28 protein-coding genes and 1 pseudogene are annotated in these 23,982 nt (G+C 34.4%); 8 read left to right on the forward strand and 21 right to left on the reverse strand.

Annotated elements, in window-relative coordinates; all coding sequences use genetic code 11:
- Positions 1-21: 21 nt before the first annotated feature.
- The 5 genes from PQF83_RS09130 to PQF83_RS09150 form a co-directional block, all read right to left on the reverse strand.
- Positions 22-408, reverse strand: a complete 387-nt coding sequence (locus PQF83_RS09130; RefSeq protein ID WP_000694018.1) for a hypothetical protein — start codon at positions 406-408, stop codon at positions 22-24.
- Between the two features lie 176 nt (positions 409-584).
- Complete coding sequence (locus tag PQF83_RS09135; protein WP_000611506.1) at positions 585-1,112, reverse strand: SMI1/KNR4 family protein; 528 nt, start codon at positions 1,110-1,112, stop codon at positions 585-587.
- A gap of 272 nt (positions 1,113-1,384) precedes the next feature.
- Positions 1,385-1,678: a putative quinol monooxygenase gene (locus PQF83_RS09140; protein WP_000583838.1), complete on the reverse strand. Its 294-nt coding sequence runs from the start codon at positions 1,676-1,678 to the stop codon at positions 1,385-1,387.
- A 39-nt stretch (positions 1,679-1,717) separates the two neighbouring features.
- Positions 1,718-2,356, reverse strand: coding sequence for a nitroreductase family protein (locus PQF83_RS09145; RefSeq protein ID WP_000185386.1), 639 nt, complete (start codon positions 2,354-2,356; stop codon positions 1,718-1,720).
- A gap of 18 nt (positions 2,357-2,374) precedes the next feature.
- A complete protein-coding gene (locus tag PQF83_RS09150) occupies positions 2,375-2,803 on the reverse strand; it encodes a MarR family winged helix-turn-helix transcriptional regulator (RefSeq protein ID WP_000204172.1) in 429 nt (142 codons plus the stop codon).
- 264 nt (positions 2,804-3,067) lie between these two features.
- On the opposite strand from PQF83_RS09150, the gene PQF83_RS09155 reads away from it, so the two are divergent.
- Positions 3,068-5,011 (forward strand): GTP-binding protein, encoded by a 1,944-nt coding sequence (locus PQF83_RS09155; RefSeq protein WP_000207781.1) that lies wholly within the window; start codon positions 3,068-3,070, stop codon positions 5,009-5,011.
- A gap of 46 nt (positions 5,012-5,057) precedes the next feature.
- Here PQF83_RS09155 and PQF83_RS09160 read toward each other — a convergent pair whose 3' ends face one another.
- Entirely contained in the window at positions 5,058-5,702 is a 645-nt protein-coding gene (locus PQF83_RS09160; RefSeq protein WP_000679149.1) for an alpha/beta family hydrolase, read from the reverse strand.
- Between the two features lie 21 nt (positions 5,703-5,723).
- Entirely contained in the window at positions 5,724-6,191 is a 468-nt protein-coding gene (locus PQF83_RS09165) for an NUDIX hydrolase (RefSeq protein WP_000366260.1), read from the reverse strand.
- A 193-nt stretch (positions 6,192-6,384) separates the two neighbouring features.
- On the opposite strand from PQF83_RS09165, the gene PQF83_RS09170 reads away from it, so the two are divergent.
- The gene (locus PQF83_RS09170) at positions 6,385-7,176 is read left to right on the forward strand and encodes a DUF4240 domain-containing protein (protein ID WP_000449112.1); all 792 of its coding nucleotides are present in this window, start codon (positions 6,385-6,387) and stop codon (positions 7,174-7,176) included.
- A gap of 59 nt (positions 7,177-7,235) precedes the next feature.
- On the opposite strand, the gene PQF83_RS09175 is transcribed toward PQF83_RS09170, so the two are convergent.
- Positions 7,236-8,273, reverse strand: coding sequence for an SDR family oxidoreductase (locus tag PQF83_RS09175; RefSeq protein ID WP_000697743.1), 1,038 nt, complete (start codon positions 8,271-8,273; stop codon positions 7,236-7,238).
- Positions 8,274-8,499: 226 nt separating this feature from the next.
- Here PQF83_RS09175 and PQF83_RS09180 point away from each other — a divergent pair, with 226 nt between their 5' ends.
- Positions 8,500-9,255, forward strand: coding sequence for a CPBP family intramembrane glutamic endopeptidase (locus PQF83_RS09180; RefSeq protein WP_073541993.1), 756 nt, complete (start codon positions 8,500-8,502; stop codon positions 9,253-9,255).
- A 220-nt stretch (positions 9,256-9,475) separates the two neighbouring features.
- On the opposite strand, the pseudogene PQF83_RS09185 reads toward PQF83_RS09180, so the two are convergent.
- From PQF83_RS09185 to PQF83_RS09200, 4 genes and pseudogenes are all read right to left on the reverse strand, one after another.
- A pseudogene (locus PQF83_RS09185) lies at positions 9,476-10,413 on the reverse strand (serine hydrolase domain-containing protein).
- A 24-nt stretch (positions 10,414-10,437) separates the two neighbouring features.
- Entirely contained in the window at positions 10,438-11,328 is an 891-nt protein-coding gene (locus PQF83_RS09190; RefSeq protein WP_048520047.1) for an AraC family transcriptional regulator, read from the reverse strand.
- A gap of 49 nt (positions 11,329-11,377) precedes the next feature.
- Positions 11,378-11,848, reverse strand: coding sequence for a GNAT family N-acetyltransferase (locus PQF83_RS09195; RefSeq protein ID WP_001266048.1), 471 nt, complete (start codon positions 11,846-11,848; stop codon positions 11,378-11,380).
- Positions 11,849-11,865: 17 nt separating this feature from the next.
- On the reverse strand, positions 11,866-12,273 hold the full coding sequence (locus PQF83_RS09200) for a DUF3980 domain-containing protein (RefSeq protein WP_000610501.1): 408 nt from the start codon (positions 12,271-12,273) through the stop codon (positions 11,866-11,868).
- Between the two features lie 96 nt (positions 12,274-12,369).
- On the opposite strand from PQF83_RS09200, the gene PQF83_RS09205 reads away from it, so the two are divergent.
- Positions 12,370-12,837, forward strand: coding sequence for an NUDIX hydrolase (locus PQF83_RS09205; protein WP_000624027.1), 468 nt, complete (start codon positions 12,370-12,372; stop codon positions 12,835-12,837).
- Positions 12,838-12,855: 18 nt separating this feature from the next.
- Here the strand turns inward: PQF83_RS09205 and PQF83_RS09210 are convergent, their stop codons facing one another.
- A complete protein-coding gene (locus tag PQF83_RS09210) occupies positions 12,856-13,767 on the reverse strand; it encodes a DMT family transporter (protein WP_000832959.1) in 912 nt (303 codons plus the stop codon).
- Between the two features lie 125 nt (positions 13,768-13,892).
- Here PQF83_RS09210 and pdxR point away from each other — a divergent pair, with 125 nt between their 5' ends.
- Entirely contained in the window at positions 13,893-15,335 is a 1,443-nt protein-coding gene (pdxR, locus tag PQF83_RS09215) for a MocR-like pyridoxine biosynthesis transcription factor PdxR (RefSeq protein WP_000454922.1), read from the forward strand.
- Between the two features lie 92 nt (positions 15,336-15,427).
- On the opposite strand, the gene PQF83_RS09220 is transcribed toward pdxR, so the two are convergent.
- Positions 15,428-16,207: a GNAT family N-acetyltransferase gene (locus tag PQF83_RS09220; RefSeq protein ID WP_000639428.1), complete on the reverse strand. Its 780-nt coding sequence runs from the start codon at positions 16,205-16,207 to the stop codon at positions 15,428-15,430.
- A 162-nt stretch (positions 16,208-16,369) separates the two neighbouring features.
- Here PQF83_RS09220 and PQF83_RS09225 point away from each other — a divergent pair, with 162 nt between their 5' ends.
- The gene (locus tag PQF83_RS09225) at positions 16,370-16,810 is read left to right on the forward strand and encodes a YaiI/YqxD family protein (RefSeq protein ID WP_000708753.1); all 441 of its coding nucleotides are present in this window, start codon (positions 16,370-16,372) and stop codon (positions 16,808-16,810) included.
- 86 nt (positions 16,811-16,896) lie between these two features.
- On the opposite strand, the gene PQF83_RS09230 is transcribed toward PQF83_RS09225, so the two are convergent.
- Entirely contained in the window at positions 16,897-17,211 is a 315-nt protein-coding gene (locus PQF83_RS09230; protein ID WP_000358178.1) for a DUF3892 domain-containing protein, read from the reverse strand.
- A gap of 218 nt (positions 17,212-17,429) precedes the next feature.
- Between PQF83_RS09230 and PQF83_RS09235 the strand changes: the two genes are divergently transcribed.
- Positions 17,430-18,302 (forward strand): hypothetical protein, encoded by an 873-nt coding sequence (locus PQF83_RS09235; protein ID WP_001017831.1) that lies wholly within the window; start codon positions 17,430-17,432, stop codon positions 18,300-18,302.
- Positions 18,303-18,476: 174 nt separating this feature from the next.
- Here PQF83_RS09235 and PQF83_RS09240 read toward each other — a convergent pair whose 3' ends face one another.
- From PQF83_RS09240 to PQF83_RS09260, 5 genes are all read right to left on the reverse strand, one after another.
- The gene (locus PQF83_RS09240) at positions 18,477-19,301 is read right to left on the reverse strand and encodes a DUF2785 domain-containing protein (RefSeq protein ID WP_001006679.1); all 825 of its coding nucleotides are present in this window, start codon (positions 19,299-19,301) and stop codon (positions 18,477-18,479) included.
- Between the two features lie 72 nt (positions 19,302-19,373).
- Complete coding sequence (locus PQF83_RS09245) at positions 19,374-19,565, reverse strand: uridine kinase (RefSeq protein WP_001080539.1); 192 nt, start codon at positions 19,563-19,565, stop codon at positions 19,374-19,376.
- A 173-nt stretch (positions 19,566-19,738) separates the two neighbouring features.
- Positions 19,739-20,482 carry a metallophosphoesterase family protein gene (locus PQF83_RS09250; RefSeq protein WP_000410978.1) on the reverse strand — a complete coding sequence of 248 codons (744 nt, stop codon included), beginning with the start codon at positions 20,480-20,482 and terminating at the stop codon, positions 19,739-19,741.
- A 13-nt stretch (positions 20,483-20,495) separates the two neighbouring features.
- Positions 20,496-21,422 (reverse strand): aminoglycoside phosphotransferase family protein, encoded by a 927-nt coding sequence (locus tag PQF83_RS09255; protein ID WP_000391251.1) that lies wholly within the window; start codon positions 21,420-21,422, stop codon positions 20,496-20,498.
- A 14-nt stretch (positions 21,423-21,436) separates the two neighbouring features.
- A complete protein-coding gene (locus tag PQF83_RS09260) occupies positions 21,437-22,234 on the reverse strand; it encodes a VOC family protein (RefSeq protein WP_000943341.1) in 798 nt (265 codons plus the stop codon).
- A 206-nt stretch (positions 22,235-22,440) separates the two neighbouring features.
- On the opposite strand from PQF83_RS09260, the gene PQF83_RS09265 reads away from it, so the two are divergent.
- Positions 22,441-23,343: a sulfite exporter TauE/SafE family protein gene (locus PQF83_RS09265; protein WP_001170727.1), complete on the forward strand. Its 903-nt coding sequence runs from the start codon at positions 22,441-22,443 to the stop codon at positions 23,341-23,343.
- Between the two features lie 20 nt (positions 23,344-23,363).
- Here PQF83_RS09265 and PQF83_RS09270 read toward each other — a convergent pair whose 3' ends face one another.
- The gene (locus PQF83_RS09270; protein WP_000764617.1) at positions 23,364-23,825 is read right to left on the reverse strand and encodes a GNAT family N-acetyltransferase; all 462 of its coding nucleotides are present in this window, start codon (positions 23,823-23,825) and stop codon (positions 23,364-23,366) included.
- Positions 23,826-23,982: the final 157 nt, after the last annotated feature.

Consider the following 23,982-nt stretch of genomic DNA (forward strand, 5'->3'; position numbering starts at 1 on the left):
TATTTCGCCTATTTCTCATACTTAGAAATTTATATCATACAAAATGAGATTCTGAGAACTTATCTCAACAAATGTTCCTTTCGGATATGGTACTCCCTCAATATCAAGGGTAAATATACTTCGGCCAATTTTAAAATTATAACATTCATGCTCAAAAAATGTTTCCACTTCACATACTATAATTGTGGAATTTCTATTATTTTTAATACAGTATTGCTTTTTGTCAGACTTATTAACATCTTTTCTCCACGCTACTGTATCTCGTATTTCTAGCTCGACATAATATTCTCGACCTTCTATTGGAGCTTCTCCATTCCAACTAGCTTTTCCACAACCAAACGGAGAAGAAAAGCTTACTACATTCTGGTCATTATATATTCCTTCATTTTTTATAATTTTAATTTTCACAGATTTCACCTCTGAATTGGAACTTTAATAAAACTCTTTATTAGCTCATAATCTCATACTTCTTCATGTTAATGATGTATTTGTTGTACCCCACATTACTCTGTGATTTAGGCTGCTCTACATTCCTTAAAACAGCAGTATGTATTTCAGACTTTCATGCTAACTTCTCCATCCTACTACTGTATATAATTTTTTAAAGCCAATATTTCTTCTCTATTGTAATCAACCATTGCCAAGAAATACTCGTCAAAATTGTTAAACCTATCTATTTCTTCTCCAGCAAACCAAATGATCTCACCTGGTCTAGATGAATTTGGTAAACATAAAACAAATAAGTCCTTATCAAATTCAGTTACCGCTATTGGTAATAACTCTTGCCTTACAACGCCACTTTCTTTTAACACATCGTCATCAATAACTGTTAATAACATTTGAGCGTACTCCATTATAGTTGATTTCTTCAGTTGTTCTATACCAAATAAGTCCACAGTTTGATACAACCCTTTCCAACCATTAACATGATTTAAAAAATCTCGATATTTTAAATCATGTTTATACCCCCATTCTTGTTCAAAAGCATATATATCCTCTTCACTTGCTCCTACTTCAGGAAAGTGATGTTGCCATATTTGCTCGACATCTTGCTTCATTAACTCTTGCTTCACTAAAACTAAAGTTGTTATCCTATCTTTCCAGTTAATCACCTTTTAGCCCTCCTCTATAAATTTAAGTGCAGTAGGTTTATCTATTAGCCTGTCCATCAAGAATTAACCAACTATGCAGATTCAATTTTCCATCTAATTTGTATTAAACACAAAAGGAATTTCTTTGTCCTAATTATTTATTTTATCATTAATTTCTATTTCCAAAGATAAGAACACCACCATTTTTCCAACATAGCTATGTCGAGAATGGATTCCACTTATACAAAAAAGATGACCCCAGCAACACGCTAAAGTCATCTTTTTCTACCTCATTATTTTACTAACTCTCCATTATAAGCTTTTATATCAAGAGGAGCAGTTAACAACTGTTTTACTTTGCTAACGAAAGATGTGAAGTGTTCACTCGTATTATGACTCGCAACTGCTACTTCATCTTTCCATACTTCTACCATCGTATACACATTTTCTTTTTCTACATCTTTATAAAGATCATAAGATACATTTCCACTTTCTTCTCTTGAACCATGAAGTAATGGTTGAACTTCTTCTAAAAATGTTTGTTGTTTCGCTGGATCTACTTGAAATGTTGCGTGAATAATAATCATGGTGTTTCCCCTCTCATATTTCACTTATTTCTTTTGAAATTACTTCCACTCAGCAACTTTTTCAACTGGAAGACGTACTGATTGGTAACCACTGTCAGCAGCTTTTCCGACTGAAATTAACATTACTGGTACGTAACGTTCTTTATCTAATCCGAACGCTTCAGCGATTTGATCTTTTTCAAAACCACCAATTGGACAAGTATCATAACCGTGAGCACGAGCTGCTAGCATAAATTGCATTGCTACAAGACCACCGTCAATAAGTACAGTATCTTTCATTACTTCTGGTGTAACCATTGAGAAGTAAGCTGAAAGTTTTTTCATCTGGTCTTCTTTTACTTCTGCTGGCATGAAACCGCGCTCTACTGCTGTACCGTAAATTTCTTCTGCGTTATCAAAGTTGTTTAAATCACCAAATAAAGCAATCATTGCTGAAGAAGTTTCTACTTGAGATTGATTAAATTTCGCAAGTGGTGCAAGTGTTGCTTTCGCTTCGTCACTTTCAATCACTACGAATCTCCATGGTTGCATGTTTACTGAAGATGGCGCAAGTGTTGCTTCTGTAAGAATTTCTGTCATTTCTTCTTTACTAATTTTCACTGAAGGATCGTACTTACGAATGGAACGACGTCCTGTTAAAATTTCGTTAAAATCATTTGTTTTTACTGAGTTAGTCATAGTTGTATTCTCCCTTTTTTATAATTCTTTTATATTTTCTTGAATGTGATTTAACATATTTAAAAGATTATCGCGTTCTTCTTCACTTAATCCTTTAAATGCCGATGCTGCAAAACGTTCTTTTTCCTCTTGAAACGCTTGAATTTTATTTCGTCCCTCTTCAGTTAGAGAAACTAACGTAATTCTGTTATCATCTGGATTTTTACGTCTTACAATCATTTCATTAGCCTCAAGCTGCTTTAAATGCCTCGTAATCGCCGCATTATCAATATTCACTTCTTGCTGAAGTGCTTTTTGACTAATTTCACCTACTTCATATAACTGAAGTATAAGCTCTAAACGAGATTGGCTCATACCTGTACACCCTTCAAACTTCGAACTTACTTCTTTATTTAGAAAGTGTAATTTATATAAAATAATCGCTTCTTTTGAGCATGAACTTGTCAAATTACCCCTCCTTTACATCCAATTAAAAAACATTTGATATATCAATAGTTGATACGTCAATTAATATAATCTATATCGATTAAGAATGCAAGCATTTTGTTTTCATTTTATTTTTTCCAAATTAAGGCGCTTTGTAGCGTTACAAAAAATGTAAATTACATTATAATAGTAATAATTTAAATGACTGGAGAGTGATTGTAATGCGGCAATACACAAATAGAAATGAGGAAATGAAAATGGAAAATGAAATGAGGATATTGATATATGACAACAATAAATATAGGGATTGTCGCGCATGTAGACGCTGGCAAGACGAGTTTGACTGAACGTATTCTTTATGAAACGAATGTGATTAAAGAAATTGGCCGAGTTGATGGCGGAAGTACGCAAACAGACTCAATGGAATTAGAAAGGCAGCGCGGAATTACGATTAAAGCATCCGTCGTTTCTTTCCTTATTGATGACTTAAAAGTAAATGTCATCGATACACCGGGACACGCTGATTTTATCGCTGAAGTGGAGCGATCATTCCGCGTTTTAGACGGTGCGATTTTAGTTATTTCTGCCGTTGAAGGTGTGCAAGCACAAACGAAGATTTTAATGCGAACGTTACAGAAACTAAACATACCGACTATTTTATTTGTAAATAAAATTGATCGTCGTGGTGCAAATAGTGAAAAAGTTGTAAAGCAAATAAAAACGATTCTTTCAAATGAAGCATTCCCCTTTTACTCTGTCCTAAACGAAGGAACAAAGGAAGCTCGTATTATTGAATATAAATCATATGATGATTGTATAGAACGATTAGCACCATATAATGAATCGTTACTTGAGTCATATGTAAATAACGAAATCGTAACGGACACAATGTTAAGAGAAGAACTCATTAAACAAATAGCGCAAGCAAATGTGTATCCGATTTTCTTCGGTTCCGCAATGACGGGTATAGGAGTATCTGAACTACTTGAAAATATTTCAACCTTACTTCCAGCTCATAATCTGTCTCAAGACGAAAAATTGTCCGGTATTGTTTTTAAAATTGAACGTGAACCTTCTGGAGAAAAGATTGCATATGTAAGAGTTTTTTCTGGTAACTTACACGTTAGAAAACATGTTGATATACAGCGCGATCAGTCTCTACCACATAAGGAAAAGATTAAAAAAATGTGCATGTTTCATAATGGAGATGCTGTTCAAACTTCTACCGTTCCTAGCGGAGAATTTTGCAAAGTGTGGGGACTAAGTGATATTAAAATTGGTGATATTATCGGTGCACGGACTGATTATATAAAAGATATTCACTTTGCCGAACCACAAATGGAAGCTGCCATCGATGCAGTACCTAAAGAACGAATTCATGATTTATACACTGCTCTTATGGAACTATGTGAAGAAGATCCACTCATTAAAGTGTGGAAAGATGATGTTCATAATGAACTATACATTCGCCTTTTCGGTCAAGTACAAAAAGAAGTAATTGAAACGACTCTTTTTGAGAAATATAATTTGCAGGTTACTTTTTCAAATACGCGAGTTGTATGTATTGAGAAGCCAATTGGCATTGGGATTTCCGTTGAAGTAATGGGCGAAAAAACGAATCCATTTTACGCAACAGTTGGATTCAAAGTCGAACGTGGTGAACTTAATTCTGGCATAACATATACATTAGGCGTTGAACTTGGCTCACTACCTTTAGCATTTCATAAAGCGATTGAAGATACTGTATTTCAAACGTTAAAACAAGGTTTATACGGTTGGGAAGTTACGGATATTTCTGTCACGTTAACGCATACAGGTTATGCTAGTCCTGTTACAACAGCGAGTGACTTTAGAAACGTAACGCCACTCGTTTTAATGGATGCTTTAAAGAAAGCTGAAACATATGTATATGAACCAGTTAATGCGTTTGAATTAACTGTACCGGAGCAGGCAATTAGTACCGCAATGTATAAGCTCGCTGCTATTCCAGCAACTTTTAGCGAGCCGATATTCAATAATGACTCATACCATTTAACAGGATCGTTACCTGTTGCGAAAACAGAGAATTTTCAGCGAATGCTTCATTCATTCACTGAAGGAGAAGGCATATTTACAACAAAGCCAGCTGGTTTCACAAAACTGAAACCTCCCTTCCCTACTCGAAAACGTGTTGATTATAATCCGCTGAACCGGAAAGATTATTTGCTTCATGTGTTGAAGGCTTATTAAAATAAAAGAGGTGCAATTCGCACCTCTTTTTGCATGTATTGATAAGTTAGTTTTCCCTAACAATTTCTTTAAGCTTTTCTATTATTTTCGCTATCGCTTCAATTGAATTCTCTGTTTCAAATTCCCCAACATTTACAGAATGATTTGCATTTTTGATAACATCAATCGTTAAATTCGTTTTATATAACTGCTTAACTTGATCTGCATTATATTGATGATCTTTATCCCCAATAACTAAAAGTCCTTCGTGACTACTATGTAAAATAGAATCAAAAATAGATTCAAAAGTTAGTAAAGGTGTAAGCACTATCATTTTTGACTGCGTGAATTCTTCTCTCTTCATTAAATCATTCGCAATCGGAATTGTTCCGAGTGACTTCCCTAAAAACATCGATTTGCTGTATTGTTCATTTTTCAACACTTCATTTATTACGGGATTAATATCATCCATCATTACTTTCGTTAGTTCTTCTATTGGTTTATTCATTACCTGTTCATCGTAAGAGTAATGAATATGTACAACATCAATTTTATGTTCAAGCATAAGCATCGTCGCGTAATAAAATAACGGCTTATCGTAATTATATCCTGAACCTGAGAACATAAAGCAAACCGTACTAGAACCTTTTTCGATATGTGTGTAACGAATTACTTTGTCATTTATATGTACCTCTTTTTTAGTCCCCTTCACCCTTTTTCCCTCCGAATACGTTTATTTTTGTAAAACGATATGTTCTGTATGTACTGCTATATCCTTTACTTTCTCTTTTATAAATGCAGGCTGTAAGTTATATGTATGCAGTTCTTCTACTGACACCCATCTAAACAAATACGTTCTACCCTCTTCTTCCAAAATATATTGATCCGCTCCATTCGCAGGTAACTCATGTAGCTCTACTTCATAATAAAAACTAATTTCATGAAACTTTCGCTCAGAAAGCGTAAAGAAATTTTCTACTGACCATATTAACCTTTTCCTTTTAATAGGAACACCTATCTCTTCCGCAAGCTCTCGTTTTAATGCATCTTCACTATTCTCTAGCATTTTCACTCTTCCGCCGGGTACATACCAAAAATCTTCACCGTCACCTTGCAGAATGAGTATTTTACTATCGTATTTACAAATTGCTCCGACGCGGTAATTAAAACATGTTTCCTCAACTTTAAACGTAAGATCCATCCGTAATGCCCCCTTATATAAATATCGAATTATCACAAAACAATTATGTAATTACTGTACAAATAAGGTTACTAAATTTATCCACTTCATTCAATCTTTTTCGAATTTTCCAAACTTTTGTTTTTCATCATTACAAGTATATATACATATGTTACAATCACATTGCACACTAGAAAACATTATGGGGGTACGGATGGAAACGTTATTAATCCAGCAAACTGAGAAATCAAATAAGTTTTGGAAAATCGTTGTGAAAGAAAAAGACTACGTTGTGTTTTACGGAAAAATTGGCACAGCTGGTAGTGTAAAAGCGAAAGAGTTTGAAACAGAAGAAGAATGTATGAAAGAAGCTAATAAACTAGTTGCTTCCAAACGTAAAAAAGGATATATAGACCCTATTCAAGGGGAAGATTACATAAAAGAAAAGACGATAACCGAAGAAGAATTTTGGGAACTACTCGCTCGTGCAAAAACGAAAGGTGAGGACCAAGAAGAACAAATAGAATGGCTTACTTCCCACCTTGCTAAACGTACAGTACATGAAATTGTTGCTTTTGATACGCATATGCATCGTATTTTGAAAGATTCCTATACCTCCCGTTTATGGGCAGCCGCTTATATTATTATGGGTGGCTGTTCAGATGATCCTTTTGATTACTTCCGTGGATGGTTATTATATCAAGGAAAAGAGACATACGAAGCTTGTATTGAAGATCCAGAACGATTAATCCCTGTATTAGAAAATTTGAGTGAGTATGACGTTCCAGAAATAGAAGAACTTTCTTTATATTTCGGTTTCACTGTATATGTAGAAAAAACTGGTGACGAAGATGATACTTACTTTACACTTTACCATGTCTTATCTAATGAAGAATTCGACGATGTTGATTTTGAATTTGACTGGGATGAAGACGATGAAGAAGGTTTAAAAAAGATGTTTCCTAAGCTATGGGAGATGTATGGGGAAGAACCGATTGAGTGGTAGATTCATATTAGGACTCTGTTTAACCAATAAACAGAGTCCTTTTTTCATAAGATTCCTATTTAAGCTCTCTTTATTTCATACCACTTATCCAATAACATCTTTTCTCTTTCCCTTGAAATACCTGCTTTTAATTCCCATTCGTCCACACTCTTCATCCACTTATACACATCTGTAACTGTATGTTCTAACCTTCTAAAAGTAAGTCCTTCTTTAACAGCACTTTCAATACTAATTGAAAATCCACCTTTCCATGGCTTCGTTTCCCCTTCTAATGGAAAAGTTTCCGGAATCCATAAAGGCATCTCTGTCCAAGGCTCTATTTTTTGTTCCTTCATAAATGACTCATCTACCCAAATGAATTCAGCATCACTATTCGTAACCTTTTTACACGTATTTAATAGCTCTTCCATCGTCAATTCATCATTCGGACCTGTAACATTGAATATACCTGCTTTATTGTTTTCTGCCATGTTGAGTCCCCAGTTTGCGACGTCTTTTATATCAACTATCTGCACTGGACGGTCTTTTCTTCCTGGAACTAACACTTCTCCTCCCTTTGCTATACGCCCAATCCAGTATGGAAGTCGATCCGTATAATCAAACATTCCTGAAAGAAGTCCTGCTCTTACGTGTAAAACACGCCCCGGCCAATACTTCTCTGCTTCTTTTTCGCATAATACTTTCAGTGCACCATAATGCTCATAAGGAGATATTTCACCATTTTCTACAGTCTTTATTTGCTCAGCCGTCGGTTCAGGTTGTAATATATAGTCTTCTTTTATGTCATGCGGAATCCAATCTTTATATACGGAAAGGCTTGAGATGAATATATAGTGTTCAATATTATCTTTAAGTACTTCTCCAACATTTCTAATGTGATGTGGAGAAAACCCACATGTATCCACGACAACATCCCATTTTCGATTTTCTAAACTGGATACATCACCATTTCTGTCCCCGATAAGCTGCTCCACTTCTAGAAAAATCTCCTGGTTTGTTCCACGATTAAATAATGTAACTTCATGCCCTCTCTGTAAAGTCTCTTCTACGAAAGCTCTTCCTAAAAATCGTGTACCACCTAGAATTAATATCTTCATAGTTCTCCCCCATTCGTGATTGAAAATCCTTTCTTTTGTTAAACGATTTTTTGTTGTGGAAAGTTACGGGGAAAGCTTAATTTTTTCTACAAGTTCAATATATGTAATTTCGACACTTTTTCTATATTAAAAACAATAATATAGAAATATTCATTCTGTCGATTTCCATTTCATATATAATTAAAATATCGGATATTCGATTAACCACTTCTACATACTTAGGCAGGTGAAGAATATGAATAAACACATAGTTTATCATTCAACATTATGTATTTATTTTCTCACATCACTTGTATATATCATCTTGCTGAACATAGAAAATGGTCGTAATTATTTGGGGTTTACCATGGTTGTTCCACTTTTAGCTGTTATTTTATTTCAAAAATTATTTAAGAAACAAAACTTAGTTCACACATTTGGATTTTCACGTCCCAAAATAAAAACACTAATTTTCTCCATATTATTGCCACTACTTCTAGGACTATGTCTCCATTTCTATTTTTATAATGATGATATAAAGTTCTTATATCATCATTGGAATGAATTAGGATTTCTCTTGCTCGTTGGTCTTACAGTCGGATTTTTATCTGCATTATTAGAAGAGATTATATGGCGTGGGAATTTTCATTACTATTTACGAAAAAAATATTCATTCAAACAAACAGCTATTATTATAGCTTTTCTCTGGTCTTTATGGCATATTCCAGTAGCAATCTTTTATAAAAACTATGAGTTTTGGTTTGTAGGAATATTAAGTTATCTTGCTTTATTATTTATATTATCTATCATTTTGACGTACACAAGGGAATATGGTGGTTCCGTAATATCACCAGCAATTTTACATGGTATGTTTAATGTATTTTATTTAACAGATGTAGTACAAAACAAGTGGGATGCCAGCCTAATAGAATTAATTAAATTTACCTTACTAGCAATTGTGCTGGGCACGATGTATCTTATGCTACACAAAGTTAAAAAATAGTTAAACAGCTAAGAAAAAAGATGTTTCTTCTTTTAGTTGAAAGCAGCCTTAATAGATTAAAAAGTACTTCAACACCTTGCAATTATTTAATAATCGTATAGGTGTTGAAGTTTTATAATCTTAGTTACATAACTTTGTTAACACCACACTTTTTTCTATCATGAAGTACAAAACAAGTTTAACTAAACCTTTCATTCTTATTTTCATAAAAATACCCATATTAATCTTTTAAATAAGGAAGTATGTATCCTTTAACTAACTCCCATCTATCCCGTGCATTCGGCATAACTTCAGAAGTAATTACTACAACCAATTCCTTCTCTGGAATACAACAAATCATATTCCCACCATCACCCATTGCACAGTATGAAAAGATTCCATCTTCTCGTAACCACCATAAGTAACCATATTGATTTTGGTTCATTTCTGTTGATTCTTTTATCCATGATTTTGATATTATTTGTTTTCCATTATGAATACCTTCATTCAAATACATCTGTCCAAACTTAGCCATATCTTTAACTGTTAACGTTAGTCCCCAGCCGCCTGTCGAAATACCATTTGGATCATGAACCCATCCTTTTACATCTTTTCCGAATAAGTCATCAAATCCAAACGCTTTCATATTGTAGTTTGGAATTTCTCTCATGTCGAGTGGCTGAAATAGCTGTTCATTCGCAAATTCACGCGCACTTTTTCCTGTTGCACTCGTGATAATTGCTGATAGTACATGCGCTCCTGCAGATGAATATTTAAAAGTTCCAATCTCTCCGCCGTTCCCCATTCTATGAAGTGTATACTGTACCAGTCTGGTTGTGTACATAATTCTTCTAACGGTTCCTGCCAGTCTACAAAAGGATATGGAGCTGTCATTGCAAGTAAGTGTCGCACTGTTATTTCAGATTCCTTACGTTTATATTCAGGAAAAAACTCTATTACTTTTTGATCAACGCTTTTTATATAGCCTTTATCTATACATATCCCAATTAGGGCCGAGATTATCGTTTTTGTGACTGACACTACATGAAATGCATCATCTGGACCATGCCCGTTATAATAGTTTTCAAAAATAACATTACCTTTCTGCACTACTAACATACCATTCATATTTTTGTATTCTTCTTTTATAATTTGATCTAACTTTTCAGCAGTTTTCATTATTCTTTCCCCTTTAACCTATGATTAAAAAGGTTCGATAGGTACATATATATCAACTAAATGTTTATGCTTTGGATGCTGCTTTGGATCATTTCTATATACTTCAAAAGGATACGAGTCTCTCGGTTTATATCCGCTATTTGGCAGCCACTCACCATATATAAAGTCCCACGCTCCCTTATATTCATCTTGGAATATTTCAAAATGTCCTACTGCATACTTGCCTGAAGGTATTATCATTATTCCAATATCACTCGTTTCTACTGTGGACGCATCCGGAATTGTTATACATAAACTTGTTCTTAAATGATAGTCCTCAGTAAATTCATGATGATCGTGGTAAATGGTTAATACTTTCGTATCCTCAAATACATGATAGTTTTGCTCAATTGCGTAATGAAATAGTTTCTCTATCATTTTCGGAAAAGCTATAGTTAACTCTTCATATGTACCGATATGCCTTATGTATGCGACGTTTATATTGTCTGCTGCTACAATTTCAACATTCCCTCGAACCTTCTTACATTCATTGTATTGAGAAGTTCTTCTTACGTCTTTGCAATTCTTGCTATTATGGTTTCGATATTGAGACGGACTTACACCGTAATAATTTTTAAATGTCCGAGAGAAAACTGCTGGATCTGTAAAACCAAAATGGTAAGCGATATCCGTAATCGTCATATCCAATCGATATGTAAGAAGGTTCGTTGCCCTTTCTAACTTCAAGCGATTCACATACCGGGATAACGGCTCGTCTACTATTCCTTTAAAAATCCGATGAAAATGATATTTAGAAAATCCTGCTACATCGGCTAGCTCTTCAATAGATAGTGAACTATCGATGTTGGATTCTATATAATCTTGAACCTTATGTATGCGTCTTACATACTCATTTCTACTTTGTTTATTCTCCATACTTGTTATCTCCTCACAACAAAAAGGCTAACTTTGTGCTAGCCTACTTTTACACATGTTTCAAAAATAAAACTCTACTCCCGCCGTTCCCATCATAATTTGTATGTACCGATACACCCTCTACCTCATCATCCCCAGCCTCAATTCGAAAACCGATTTCTTGATGAAACTGTATCGATTTTTTATTAACTGGTGACGTAATTGCTTTTACAACTTTACGATTATTTGCACGTGCGACATCAAAGAAATACGAATACAATGTCGATGCAATTCCTCTTCTTCTATACTTCGGATTTACCCCGATAAAATGAACGTACGCTTCCTCTTTATGCGTTTGCGAAAAGAATCCGCATAAGAAACCTAACGTTTCGCCATCTTCTTCAATGATAAAACTCGTTTCTTGAAAGTGAACGAAAAACAATTTTGGCAACATAGCAGCCATGTCTCTCCCGCCCCACCAATCATTTAAAACAGAATGAATCTTTACATAATCTTCCCCTTGGATGTTTCTTACTCGCATACGTTTCTCCCTCTCACTCACTTCATTTTTTCATAAATTTTAATGACTGTTTCTACTAAAAGGATAAATACCCATATCCCGCAAAATACAAGAACTGACTGAAATATAGAACCTAACATAACAATACTTATTAAACCTAATTCTGATCCTGAAATGGATATTTCATCAAACCCAAGATTATGTATAAATGGACCAGTTGAAAAAGCCATTAAAATAGATCCTATTAAATAAATCACACTCATTATTTTTAATATTTTTATAGAAAGATATGAAGTTTGTTTTTCTTCCACTTGTGATAATTCGATTTCTCCACTCGCAATTCCTTTTTGCAAACAGTCCTCACATAGAAATTCTTCCTTAATTTTTTTACCACCGTGCAATGTACCTGTAATTTCTTTACAGCGAGTACACTTTCGATTTATCATTTTGTTATCACTCCAATCTATTAAGATTGTACTTATATAATTCTAACCTTACCTTATTATTCCTTTTATGTATTTTATAGAGAGGTGACGTGTTTTATGATATCTAAACTTACTTTTGGTTATAAAAAGCCTACTGAGCAATATGTATTACGCCCTAGTTGTTATGCAATTATTTTTAACTCTACTTCTTCAAAAATTGCTGTTATCCAAAAAGGAGACCGTTATTTTTTACCTGGCGGCGGTATGGAAGGTAACGAAACAAAAGATGAATGTTTACATCGCGAACTACTAGAGGAATTAGGTTGGGCAATTGAAATTAATCAATATATCGGTAATGCAATGCGATATTTTTATGCGGAAAAAGAAGATACTTATTATTTAAACGATGGGTTCTTTTATATTGCGAACATGGTGCAGAAACGAACTGGAAACTGTGAGGAGGATCATGTTTTAAGGTGGATGTCTCCATTACATGCTATAGAATATTTACTTCATGATCATCAAAAATGGGCTGTTGAACAAGCGCTTTTATTACGAAACAAAAAAGGATCTCCTTCTATATGAAAGAGATCCTTTTTACTGTTAGCTTACCTTTTTCAAATTGAGAGCTGGCTTTTTGATTCCACCTTTTTTTACAACATATAGACCCACAAAGATAATAAGTCCGCCAACCAGTTGCATCATATTGATTTGCTCCCCTATTGTTACTGCCGCAAAAATAACTGCGAACAACGGTACAAGATACATATATACCATTACTTTCGTTGAGCCTATTTGACTAATACCGACATACCACATCGCAAGTCCGAAGATTGTCGCGAAGACGATTGAATATGCTAGAGACCCCCAGCTTAGCATGTCTACTGGCCACGTTAATGTGTTTACGTTGAATAAACAATATATAACGAGAGGTACAATTCCAATTAAAGTAGACCAAGATGTGACTCTCATTGCGGAGTATTTTGTAATAAGAGGTTGTGCTAATATTGGATACCATCCCCAAGCAATTGCTGCGACTAATCCAATTACATTTCCAAGCCAAGCATACTCGTAAGTAGCTCCTCCTGTATGTCCTGTTAATAAAACGAATGCTGCACCAATAAACGCTACTATTGAACCAATTTGTACTTTCATCGAAAAACGTTCTTGTTTGTGTAATACTGCTAATATCCCTGTAAATATAGGTGACATCGCAATTAATAATGAGGCGTTCGTTGCTGAAGTATATTTCACAGATAGCATAAACATCGTTTGATACATTGTCGTTCCAACGATGCCGACTGCTACTAATCGTAGCCAATCTTTTCTTTCAATACGTAATGAGCGTTCCATCATAAAAGTAATAAGTAATAATACCGGTGATGCTACTAAAAATCGTAAACTATTAAATTGAATGGATGACATAAATGCCACACCATACTTTCCTATTGTATAATTTGCTCCCCATACTAATGCAACTGATACTAGGAGCCATTCCATTTGCCATCGTTTCATCCGAATCTCCCCTTCCCTATTTAGCATAGTAAAATTGGCTGGATAAAACACCGTCCAATTGGCTGTTTTTTTACCCAGCCAATTTGCTATACTGGATGTATATAAGAGATACGGAGGCGTTTTTTATGGAATGGAAGCTAGATAGTGACAGTAAAATCCCTATTTATCAGCAAGTTGTTGACTTTATTGAAAAACGTATTACATACGGAGAACTTCCTCCAGGTAGCTTCCTACCTTCCGAACGGAAATTAGCTACGCAGTTAAATGTAAACCGAAGTACAGTAACGACTGCTTATAATGAACTACGTGCTATGGGAATTGTAGAAAGTACGACTGGTAAAGGAACACGTGTGAGTACACATATGTGGGGCGTTTCTCCAACATTAACGCCGAACTGGAGAAATTTCGTAGAAGGCGGTACGTTCTTACCAAACTTGCCATTACTTCGCCATATTCGGGCAGAAGTACAACAAAATGAAAACATTATTGATTTTGCAAATGGAGAGCTCGGTTGTAATCTTTATCCTCACGATCAGCTACAAATGATTTTACGTGAACAACCGTTAACGCATTCATTAAGTTACGATCATCCGCAAGGGTACCTCCCGCTAAGACAAGCGGTAGTGAAATATATGAAGGAATATTTAAAAGTTGAAGCGACTGAGCAATCCATTATGATTACATCTGGCGCACAGCAAGCACTTCACCTTATCGTACAATGTTTATTAAATCCAGGTGATGCTGTTGCTTTCGAAAGTCCTTCACACTGTTATTCCTTACCTTTATTCCAATCAGCGGGTATTCGTATTTTCCCATTACCTGTTGATGAACACGGTATTAATCCAGATGATGTGCAAGAGCTATATCGAAAGCATCGTATTAAAATGATCTTTTTAAATCCAAACTTCCAAAATCCTACGGGCACAATGCTGCATCCAAATCGTAGAAAAAAACTACTATCCCTTTGTGCAGACTTACGAATTGCGATTGTTGAAGATGATCCTTCTAGTTTACTTACGCTAGAAAAAAAACAACCTTGCCCTACTTTGAAATCGATTGATGAAAATGGAACAGTCATTTATGTACATTCCTTATCAAAAATGATTGCACCAGGTTTACGAGTCGGCTGGCTCGTCGCTCCGCAGTCTGTAGTAGAAAGGTTATCCGATGCAAGACACCAAATGGAATTAGGTATGAGCATTTTCCCGCAGTGGCTTATGCAGCAGTTTTTCGAAACTGTGCCATTTCAGTCGCATATCGTACCGTTACGAAAACAGCTAGCAGAAAAAAGAGACGTTATCGTTCGAGCCCTAAACGAGAAACTTCATGATAAAATCTCTTTTTCAAACCCGACTGGTGGTATTTATATATGGGGGAAATTAAAAGAACCGATCAACGAAAAACAACTCATTATGCAAAGCTTAAAACAAGAAATTGCTTTTATGCCTGGTAGTATTTTCGGCGCGAAAGATGGTTATATACGTTTATCTTATGGAAAAGTGGATATTGATCAAATTGAGGAAGGTATTTCTCGTTTGCGGGAGGCTATTTTGGTTTGTGAAAAGTAAGTAGTATCCTTGCATATCATCAATATAATTTAATTCATTTTTAACTAAGTACATAAACTAAAAAACACTTTAGTTTATGTACTTGTATTGGTTCATTTTTTTATTTCAATAAAATATGTATCATAAGATTCTTTCAAAGTATAGCCTAGCTTTTTTGCTAGTTCAACAGATTCAGAATTTGCTCCATCCCAACTAGGATATTTTCCTCTATCTAAACAATCTAATATAATTGCAGATGCTACAATCATAGCTAAGCCTTTTCTTCTATGTTCAGGATGACTCGCAATTTCAATCTCGATACCATCATCAAATATACTGAATGATGTTGCAGCAGAAACAACTTGTCCTTTATTTAAAATGGCGTACCCTACGCCCCTATCAATAAAATCATCGATTGAATCAAACTGACTAGTAAAATCTTCTGAGAGTGCATGAAATGAAGATGACTTTGCTATATCTTTATCAATTTTTTTCATTTCGTAATTTTGAGGTAATGTAGACAATATATCCCGTATGTATTCTTTATCTAAATCGCCGGGGTTTTTATTAAATCTAAACCTTTGAAACTTCTCAATTGATCCTTTGTGAACAGTCTCTATCCGTTTTTTCCATTCATCCGAATCAACAATGGCAAGAGTAAAATTAGGTAGATTATATAATAATTCTTCCGCCTCTTCTGCGTTTGGATTCCCGGCATAAAACACAAAAATTCCTACAGTTATTTGAGCAACAGTTGGATTTTCGAGATTGTCTACCCACGCATTTCCCATATGCCCTTGGAGATAGGAAAGTACAATCGTACTATCGAAATCATCAAACATCTCAACTAACTTTTGCCTTACATTGTTATTGTTATCTGCTTTATAAATCATTCAATTCCCCATTTCTGAAAATTATTATTATTACACCAATTGTATATTAACATATATTTTTAAATACATACAATTTTTGTAAGTTAAAATACAAACCCTCGTTTGACAAAACCTAAATCTACCATTATCATCAACACGAACCTAGTTATAGGAGTGATACCAATGAAAATCTATGTTGATGCAGATGCTTGCCCTGTAAAAGATGTAATTATTTTTGAAGCTACGAAGGCAGAAATTCCTGTTACCCTCGTTACAAGCTTTTCTCATTATTCTAATGCAGAGCAGCCAAAAGGCGTGGAAACAATTTATGTTGATTCTGGAGCAGATGCTGCGGATTACCGAATTATGCAATTAGCCCAAAAAGAAGATTTAATCGTAACACAAGATTACGGTCTTGCTTCGCTTGCTTTAGCAAAAGGCTGTATCGTACTACACCATAAAGGCTATAAGTATACGAATGATAACATTGAACAATTGTTACAAACACGATATTTAAGTGCAATGGTTCGAAAAAGTGGTAAACGTACAAAGGGACCGAAACCATTTACAGCAGAAGATAAAGAAAAATTTAGAGCGCTCTTTAAAAGTTTTATCGCACGTTAAAAAAGAACCGTCTATTTGCAAGAAAAACTTCGTAAAATAAAGAAGAGAATATCCAAATGAACATTCTCTTCTTGGGGTTTACCCGTTTAAAATGAAGGTAAATTATCTAAGTTATTTTCTTTTATTCCATCAGGTTCGCTACGTATAATATCTCTGCCATACTTATGAAATACGTCCACATGAGCTAACTTCCCTGATTTTGCTTCACTAAGAGCAGTCATATAATCTAACTCTCTCCCGCTACTTGTTTTAAACGCTATTAAATCCCCATCATCATTTTTACGAACGGCAACAATTTGTTCTGCTCCTGTATTAACTTCATGGCCTACTTCAAATTGAGCTTGTTCTTCTCCTTGATGTAAATAATCATTATACACTTTTTCAAAATCTTTTTTGTCCATTAAACTCACCTCCAACACATTTTATTAGTATAGTTGGGAGGTAGTGGTTTTATGTCCTTTTTATGAACTTAACAAGACGATACTACTTCAAATAAATAATTCAAATTTATTTTAGAATCCTTCCTTGTCAATTTAAGCTAAATTTAAGTGTTTATATTTTCCTGAAAATATTATAATTTATTATATAGAATAGAAATATGAAACGGAGAATGATTAAGGTGAATATAGATATTAATCGTTTAACTGATATTTGTTTAGAGTATCAGCAATCTAGGTTTTATGTTACTAGAATCCCTAAAGATTTCTTATCAATTGCCCGAAAACGCTTTTCTATACCAACGGATGACCAAATTATTGCTTTTTTAAGTTGTAATTTATTTGGATCAGGGAAATATGGTGTTTACTTTACAAGTTCAGGTTTGTACTGGAAAAATTGGTTATTAGGTAAAGGAAATATGCAATGGGATCAATTAAATGAAGTGCGACAAATCGAAATTGATAAAGATGGTTTTTTATCTTTTGATGCACAAAAAAGCTTCAATATTAACGGAAGTGATTATCCACCACTATTATTTAAAGAATTACTTATGGCTCTTAAGAATTCATTTCAAAATTCAAAGCAAAATGATATACATCCAGCTATAAAAATTAATGAGATAAAATCAATCTGCTCTTTGTTTGAGACGCATAATGAATTATTAGAACCTGATAATGGATTATTTGTAGAAACTCATATTTCAGACAAAAAGTTAAAAGCAATTGAGGCACGATTCATCATTCCAATAGAAGAACAAATCATTGCTTTTTTAGATACATCTGTCCTTGGGAACATAGGGAAAGGATCTGATGGAGTATTAATTTGTCAATCAGGTATATATTTTAGAGAAACCTTTGTACACTTATATTATCCCTGGCATATCTTTAGAAATATCCCTATTACTTTAGCTTCAGATGAATTTAAAATTGGAAAAAGAAATATTTTTCATCTTCAACATGCTAGAATGCCTAGTGAAGAGATTCTATTATTCATCAAGAATATAAAACAGTATGTGAATAGTTTATATGAAGAACATCCGGAATTACATATTTAATACATTTATTATTATATATAAGCTTGTGTATGGTTAAGTCTAAAATTTCAATTCAACTAAAAAACCGATTATATTTGTAGCGGATTCTACAAATATAATCGGTTTTTTAATCTTGTTCTTTTCTTACATATACATTTATAATACATCCAGTGATAAACTATCTATTCCTCTTTTTTAATACCTACGCAATCCCCTCAAAGTCTCCAATATATCATCTGTAAAGGCTGTGCTACCCTCTGTCTCTAAAACTCTAAAATATAAACTTCTTAAGAAAGCTCTAATATTTTGTACTAAAATATCATACTGAGGATGCGGAATGTCTTCAACAATTGCTATACTATGTAACCAGTTGCTCCACTCTTCTTCTGTTAAAAGATTTTGATTACGTAACGACATAATTGGCGTTACTAATCTCTCATCCTCAAAGTGTATGTAAACATAGTCATTTAGGCGAACTTTCTGACGAACAGCTGCAAGAATCGCATATGAAAACTCACGATTTTGTATTGTACGTGCTAACGCATCGAGCGCATCCGCTGCATGTGCAGTAGAGTGTGCCCATCCTTTTCCTTCTACATAACCTCTTACATCTTCTTCTAAATATACATATTCCAGCACTTGTTCTGCTACACTGTACAGTTGTTCTTCAGATAGCAACGGTTCTCTTTCATGAACAGATAAAATAAGTGGTGGAATTAATACAGAGAATGCACGTTTAAAAACAGAGTCTGTTCCCTTTTCACCAATTTTATAAAATAAATAATCAGGACTAATTGCTTGTAGCATTAATCCCCGTAATTCTTTTTGTCTAAATACATCATTTGTAATCCATGTGTGAAGCGTACTATAAATTAAATCATCACGTAATTCAGCATCAGGTGATCCGATATAATCTAGCATCCACTGCGCATATGGATATGCATCTACGTCTTCTGGTACAGCATAATTATTATTTTTAATTTGTAGTAATTCTTCTTTTAATTCTAGTACTTCATTCATTCTATTTTTTCTCCCCTTTTTGCGTTTCTTATTGCCTTATCCCCCGTTTTTCACTTTCTAAAGCTAATATAATTATACGAGAATTATAACTATTAATAAAAGGCTATACATATACTTTTGATTGTGTATTTCTTCCGCTAATTCATTTGCAAATGTTGTTTTTCCTGATGCTGTAATACCGCTTACTCCAACTCTTGTTGGGTGAGTTAAGTTTAATTTTAAAATATGATCTACAATTTCTTTAATTTGTTGTTTTCGGTTCATGATATTTCCCCCTTCATTTAGTTTACATAACAAAATTATAATTAACTTTATATGTCACTATTTGTCGGTAAGTCGATATCCTATGTCGAATCGTCGATAAATCGAAAAAATCGTTGATATATTTTAAGTTACGATAGATATATTTGAAAAATCGTTGATATATTTTGATTAGCTTACTTCCCCTTAAACCCTCGATATACAGCAGTCCGTAACTCTTGTTTGTATTCTTCAATTTCTGGCATATCGAGCTCTTCTGCCAGCCTGATAGCTAATTCAATATCGTACGGTACACGTACGAGTTGTATGGAAAAGCTCGCTGCTTCTTTTTCATTGTAAATCCCTTCGAATATTAAATAAGAAGCTTGTGTAATTTCAAGCGGATTTCCTACACTACCAGCATTACATAACGTTTTCCCTCTGAAATTTTGAACGAATGCTTGGTGAACGTCACCGTAGCAAACGACATCTGGTTTTCTTTCTCCTTCTATATTCTCTGTGAACTCACTGTTTTCGAACATACTAATACGCTCTTCTCTTGAAGCGTGTGGTTGTATTCTTTCATATAAACTTCTCGGTGAAGCGTGAAACATTCGAATGAGTTTTCCACTCATATAAAACTCGATTGAAAATGGCAAGCTTCTTAAATAGTCATTTTGTTCTTCCGATAGTTGTTTTTGATGCCATTTTAATGCTTCAAATTCAGTCGGCTTTGTAATAAAATCATCCCAGTTTCCCATTACGACTACTTCACATTCTTTACGAATGATTTCAATTACTTCGCTAGAATGAGGACCTTTCCCTACTAAATCTCCAAGACAAATTATGCGTTTGATTCCTCTCAATTTAATGTCTTGTAGTACAGATTCTAAAGCTGGAATATTACCATGTATATCTGAAATTACTGCTATTTTTTCCATATAAATTCCTCCGTTATTTATTAAATTCACTTGATTGATACCATTTTGGAATATAGGATGAAAATTGATTATGATCTTCTAAAATTTGGTTCAATCTTTCCTTCATATTATCTACTAAATGCGGCGTGCTTCGGTTTGTCCATACGATATCAGCTGGGAATGTCATTGCTGCATATAATGAGTACAGTTTCCAAAAATGAAGTGATGGTTCCCCTCCGCAATAACCATGGACTTGTCCAACCGCAAATGGTTTGCTTATTCTTGTAGTAAAAATCGCTACGTTATAAAAATCGTGTATAGGATCGCCAAAATCATATCCACCAAAATCGATAACGATAAATTCCTTATTATGAATCATACTATTTGCTGGATGGAAGTCATCGTGTAAAAATGTGATTGGACGATTTTTTAATAAGTCTTTATGATTGTCTACAAAGGTTAATACTGGCTTCAAATCTAGAAAATTCACTTCGTAATTTGCTAATGCCTCTATGTATCTTTCGTATTTATTCCATCTAGATGTTTTCCATTTATTACTTGCACTTTCTTTTTCTATCGAGTGAATCCTCTTTAATACTTCTCCTGCTTTTCTTCCTGCATGATACTGTTCTTCCGCCGATAGCTTACTTAAGCCCTCTTCACCATTTACACCTTGGACCCATTCAAATACTTGAACACATTTATTTAATTCCTCAAGTTTTATGAAATGAATTAACTTCGGCGTTGGAATATGTAATAACTCTAATTGTTTCATATACGTATATTCTTCTTGTTTACGTTCAAAATGAACTGCATCACATACTTTTACAAAATATGTTACTCTATTTTCTAATTTTATTTTATATTTGTCTTCATGTGAAAAACCTTTTGAAATAGCTGTACACTTTACAATACGAGGCCATTCTAGTTTTCTCTCTATCTCTCTAAGTATTTCTTCCAAAGCGTTCACCTCTATTAATATATGTACAAACTACCTAACACTTCATGCTCTCGTTTATTTTCCCCTTTAAATTCTACTGCAAATGGATATTCACCATAATTCTTTATGTATTCTTGTACTAGACCTTCTCCAATCGGTTCACAAAACTGTACTTGAATGTCACCAAACGATACACTTTGACACTCCGCATTCCATTCTTCATTTTTCATGACTGGAGTTGCAGTTAGCTCCATGACTGCTTTCCATTTCCGTACTGTTTCTCGAACATTTTTCACTGCGTAATGAATCGTTTCAATTTGTTGTACTTTGTTTTTATGTTCCGTGATTGTTCCAATGTTACGTAAATCTTTTCTTCTTTCTTCATCTGTTTCATTCCACTGTATAAAGAAAGGTAATTTCGGCCCATTCTCTTCTTGCTTTACAAATAACATTTTCCATTCTAAAAGGCGGCCATCTTTTCTCATACGTTTCCCTTCAAATGGTCCTATTGTTTGTAAACCGTATTTACTAAACTTATCTGCTAATTCTTCAATGGTATCTGTTCGAATTGCGATTTGCAGCATCCCTTCACCATCTTGTAATTTCACTACCGTTTCTTGTACTAACGGATTTTCTGCTTCTTTCGCTTTTTCTTCATGTTGAACTGCTAAAAATTCTATGTATGATAAATCAAAATAACTTAAACTATTCCAAGTACCCCAAGTAGTATGCTCTCCGCCTAGTGCCGTATGAAATCCAAGTTCCTGCATTTGTTTTGCCGCTTCCTCCGGTGTGCCATGAACTGCGTGAACGAGATGATCAAATCGTAACATGTCTTTCTCCCCTTTCTCTCCATCCTTTTATTGTATATTTTATTTTTCTTTCATTCAATTCAAAAAACTTTAAAACCCAGTTGATTTATACGATTAATATGTATTATAATGAAACAAATTTCAATATTGCTGATTGGAAAAACCAAAGGCACTTTTCTCACACGGGAAAAGTGCCTTTTTCATTTACTATTACAGGGGGATTTTTTATGCAGAAATTAATTGTCTTTGCTATTATTGGATTTTTCGCTCAATTAATCGATGGAGCGCTTGGAATGGCGTACGGGGTAACGTCTACCTCACTTTTACTAATGTTTGGTATCGCACCGGCTGTAGCTTCCGCATCTGTTCATTTAGCTGAAGTTGTTACAACCGCCGCTTCTGGTGCATCTCACATCAAATTTGGAAACGTTGATAAATATACCGTTTCCAGGCTTACATTACCAGGAGCAATTGGTGCATTTATTGGAGCATGTTTTTTAAGCAATTTACCTGGGGATGTCATTAAACCGTACATTTCCTTATTTTTATTTACTTTAGGAGTTTATATTTTATTACGATTCATTATTCAAAAACAGATTGTTACTTCAAATAAACGTATGTCAGCTAAACAACTTGTGCCACTTGGCTTATTCGCTGGATTCGTTGATTCAACTGGTGGTGGAGGCTGGGGTCCGATTACGACACCTGTACTTCTAGCAAGAGGAAATGAAGCGAGAAAAGTTATTGGATCTGTAGATACGAGTGAATTTCCTGTTTCACTCGCTGCAACAATTGGCTTCTTCATCTCACTTGGCTGGGAACAAGTAAGCTGGGTTTGGGTATTTGCGTTAATGCTTGGTGGTATTGTCGCAGCACCAATCGCTGCGTGGTTAGTGCGCATCGTTCCTTCTCATTTACTTGGCGTATTAGTTGGTGGCCTTATTATCTTTACAAACATTCGTACACTACTTACTACATTTAAAGTAGATCCAACTATTATTTCACTTTCTTACGTGGCAATTGGTCTTGTCGTTATTATTTCTATTTTCATTGCTGTTCGCAATCATTCCAATCGTTCTAACACATCAACAGCCCAATATCCGAATGATCAAAAACAGATGCTACCTTAATTACTAAAAAACCGCTCAACTTACTTCGAGCGGTTTTTTTCTATTTTCCAATTCATCATTGTTTTTGTCGAATCTACCCTTTTCATATGTAACTTCTCTAACACACGAATCGAACCATAATTATCAAGGAGCGTCTCTGCAATAATCGTTTCTACCTCTCCTGTCTGAAAAGCCCAATCTATTAGTTTTTGTACAGCTTCTGTCGCATACCCTTTATTCCAGTATTTCTCAATAAATCCGTAACCAACTTCTACTGTATGTTCCTCATTTGGTTTCCCTTTAAAACCTATATCACCTAGAACGATGTCATCTTCTTTTCGAATGACATACCACGCGCCCCAAGGTAATAAATCCTTATCCTGTTTTACATTTTCTACATGCCCTACAATATGTGGGCCACTATTATATCCTTGCTCGTTAGCAACGTGAATACTCTCTTCTGTACACGGCACTATATAGAGCCTTTCTGTTTCTAATTTCATTTTGATTTCCCCTTTTTTGCTTACACGTTACTCTAATTATATCAAAAAATATGACCTGATTATGAATGTCGAATTATATTTTCTGAATTTTCTTTTAATTTTTGAAGGGTTTTTCAATATTTTTTGCGAAACATTTGTATAACAATTTTTTCTTTGC

It is taken from the genome of Bacillus sp. FF-1, assembly GCF_028548245.1.
Classification (GTDB): Bacteria; Bacillota; Bacilli; order Bacillales; family Bacillaceae_G; genus Bacillus_A; species Bacillus_A paranthracis.

Bases quoted from the DNA above. Each gene is read 5' to 3' on its own strand.
- PQF83_RS09210 (WP_000832959.1), bottom strand. From the start codon at position 13,767: ATGAAACGATGGCAAATGGAATGGCTCCTAGTATCAGTTGCATTAGTA.
- PQF83_RS09190 (WP_048520047.1), bottom strand. From the start codon at position 11,328: ATGGAGAATAAACAAAGTAGAAATGAGTATGTAAGACGCATACATAAG.
- PQF83_RS09250 (WP_000410978.1), bottom strand. From the start codon at position 20,482: ATGGAAAAAATAGCAGTAATTTCAGATATACATGGTAATATTCCAGCT.
- PQF83_RS09170 (WP_000449112.1), top strand. From the start codon at position 6,385: ATGGAAACGTTATTAATCCAGCAAACTGAGAAATCAAATAAGTTTTGG.
- PQF83_RS09175 (WP_000697743.1), bottom strand. From the start codon at position 8,273: ATGAAGATATTAATTCTAGGTGGTACACGATTTTTAGGAAGAGCTTTC.
- PQF83_RS09165 (WP_000366260.1), bottom strand. From the start codon at position 6,191: ATGGATCTTACGTTTAAAGTTGAGGAAACATGTTTTAATTACCGCGTC.
- PQF83_RS09200 (WP_000610501.1), bottom strand. From the start codon at position 12,273: ATGATAAATCGAAAGTGTACTCGCTGTAAAGAAATTACAGGTACATTG.
- PQF83_RS09195 (WP_001266048.1), bottom strand. From the start codon at position 11,848: ATGCGAGTAAGAAACATCCAAGGGGAAGATTATGTAAAGATTCATTCT.
- PQF83_RS09265 (WP_001170727.1), top strand. From the start codon at position 22,441: ATGCAGAAATTAATTGTCTTTGCTATTATTGGATTTTTCGCTCAATTA.
- PQF83_RS09225 (WP_000708753.1), top strand. From the start codon at position 16,370: ATGAAAATCTATGTTGATGCAGATGCTTGCCCTGTAAAAGATGTAATT.
- PQF83_RS09230 (WP_000358178.1), bottom strand. From the start codon at position 17,211: ATGGACAAAAAAGATTTTGAAAAAGTGTATAATGATTATTTACATCAA.
- PQF83_RS09205 (WP_000624027.1), top strand. From the start codon at position 12,370: ATGATATCTAAACTTACTTTTGGTTATAAAAAGCCTACTGAGCAATAT.
- PQF83_RS09245 (WP_001080539.1), bottom strand. From the start codon at position 19,565: ATGAACCGAAAACAACAAATTAAAGAAATTGTAGATCATATTTTAAAA.
- PQF83_RS09240 (WP_001006679.1), bottom strand. From the start codon at position 19,301: ATGAATGAAGTACTAGAATTAAAAGAAGAATTACTACAAATTAAAAAT.
- PQF83_RS09260 (WP_000943341.1), bottom strand. From the start codon at position 22,234: ATGTTACGATTTGATCATCTCGTTCACGCAGTTCATGGCACACCGGAG.
- pdxR (WP_000454922.1), top strand. From the start codon at position 13,893: ATGGAATGGAAGCTAGATAGTGACAGTAAAATCCCTATTTATCAGCAA.
- PQF83_RS09220 (WP_000639428.1), bottom strand. From the start codon at position 16,207: ATGATTTATAAAGCAGATAACAATAACAATGTAAGGCAAAAGTTAGTT.
- PQF83_RS09145 (WP_000185386.1), bottom strand. From the start codon at position 2,356: ATGACTAACTCAGTAAAAACAAATGATTTTAACGAAATTTTAACAGGA.
- PQF83_RS09270 (WP_000764617.1), bottom strand. From the start codon at position 23,825: ATGAAATTAGAAACAGAAAGGCTCTATATAGTGCCGTGTACAGAAGAG.
- PQF83_RS09155 (WP_000207781.1), top strand. From the start codon at position 3,068: ATGACAACAATAAATATAGGGATTGTCGCGCATGTAGACGCTGGCAAG.
- PQF83_RS09140 (WP_000583838.1), bottom strand. From the start codon at position 1,678: ATGATTATTATTCACGCAACATTTCAAGTAGATCCAGCGAAACAACAA.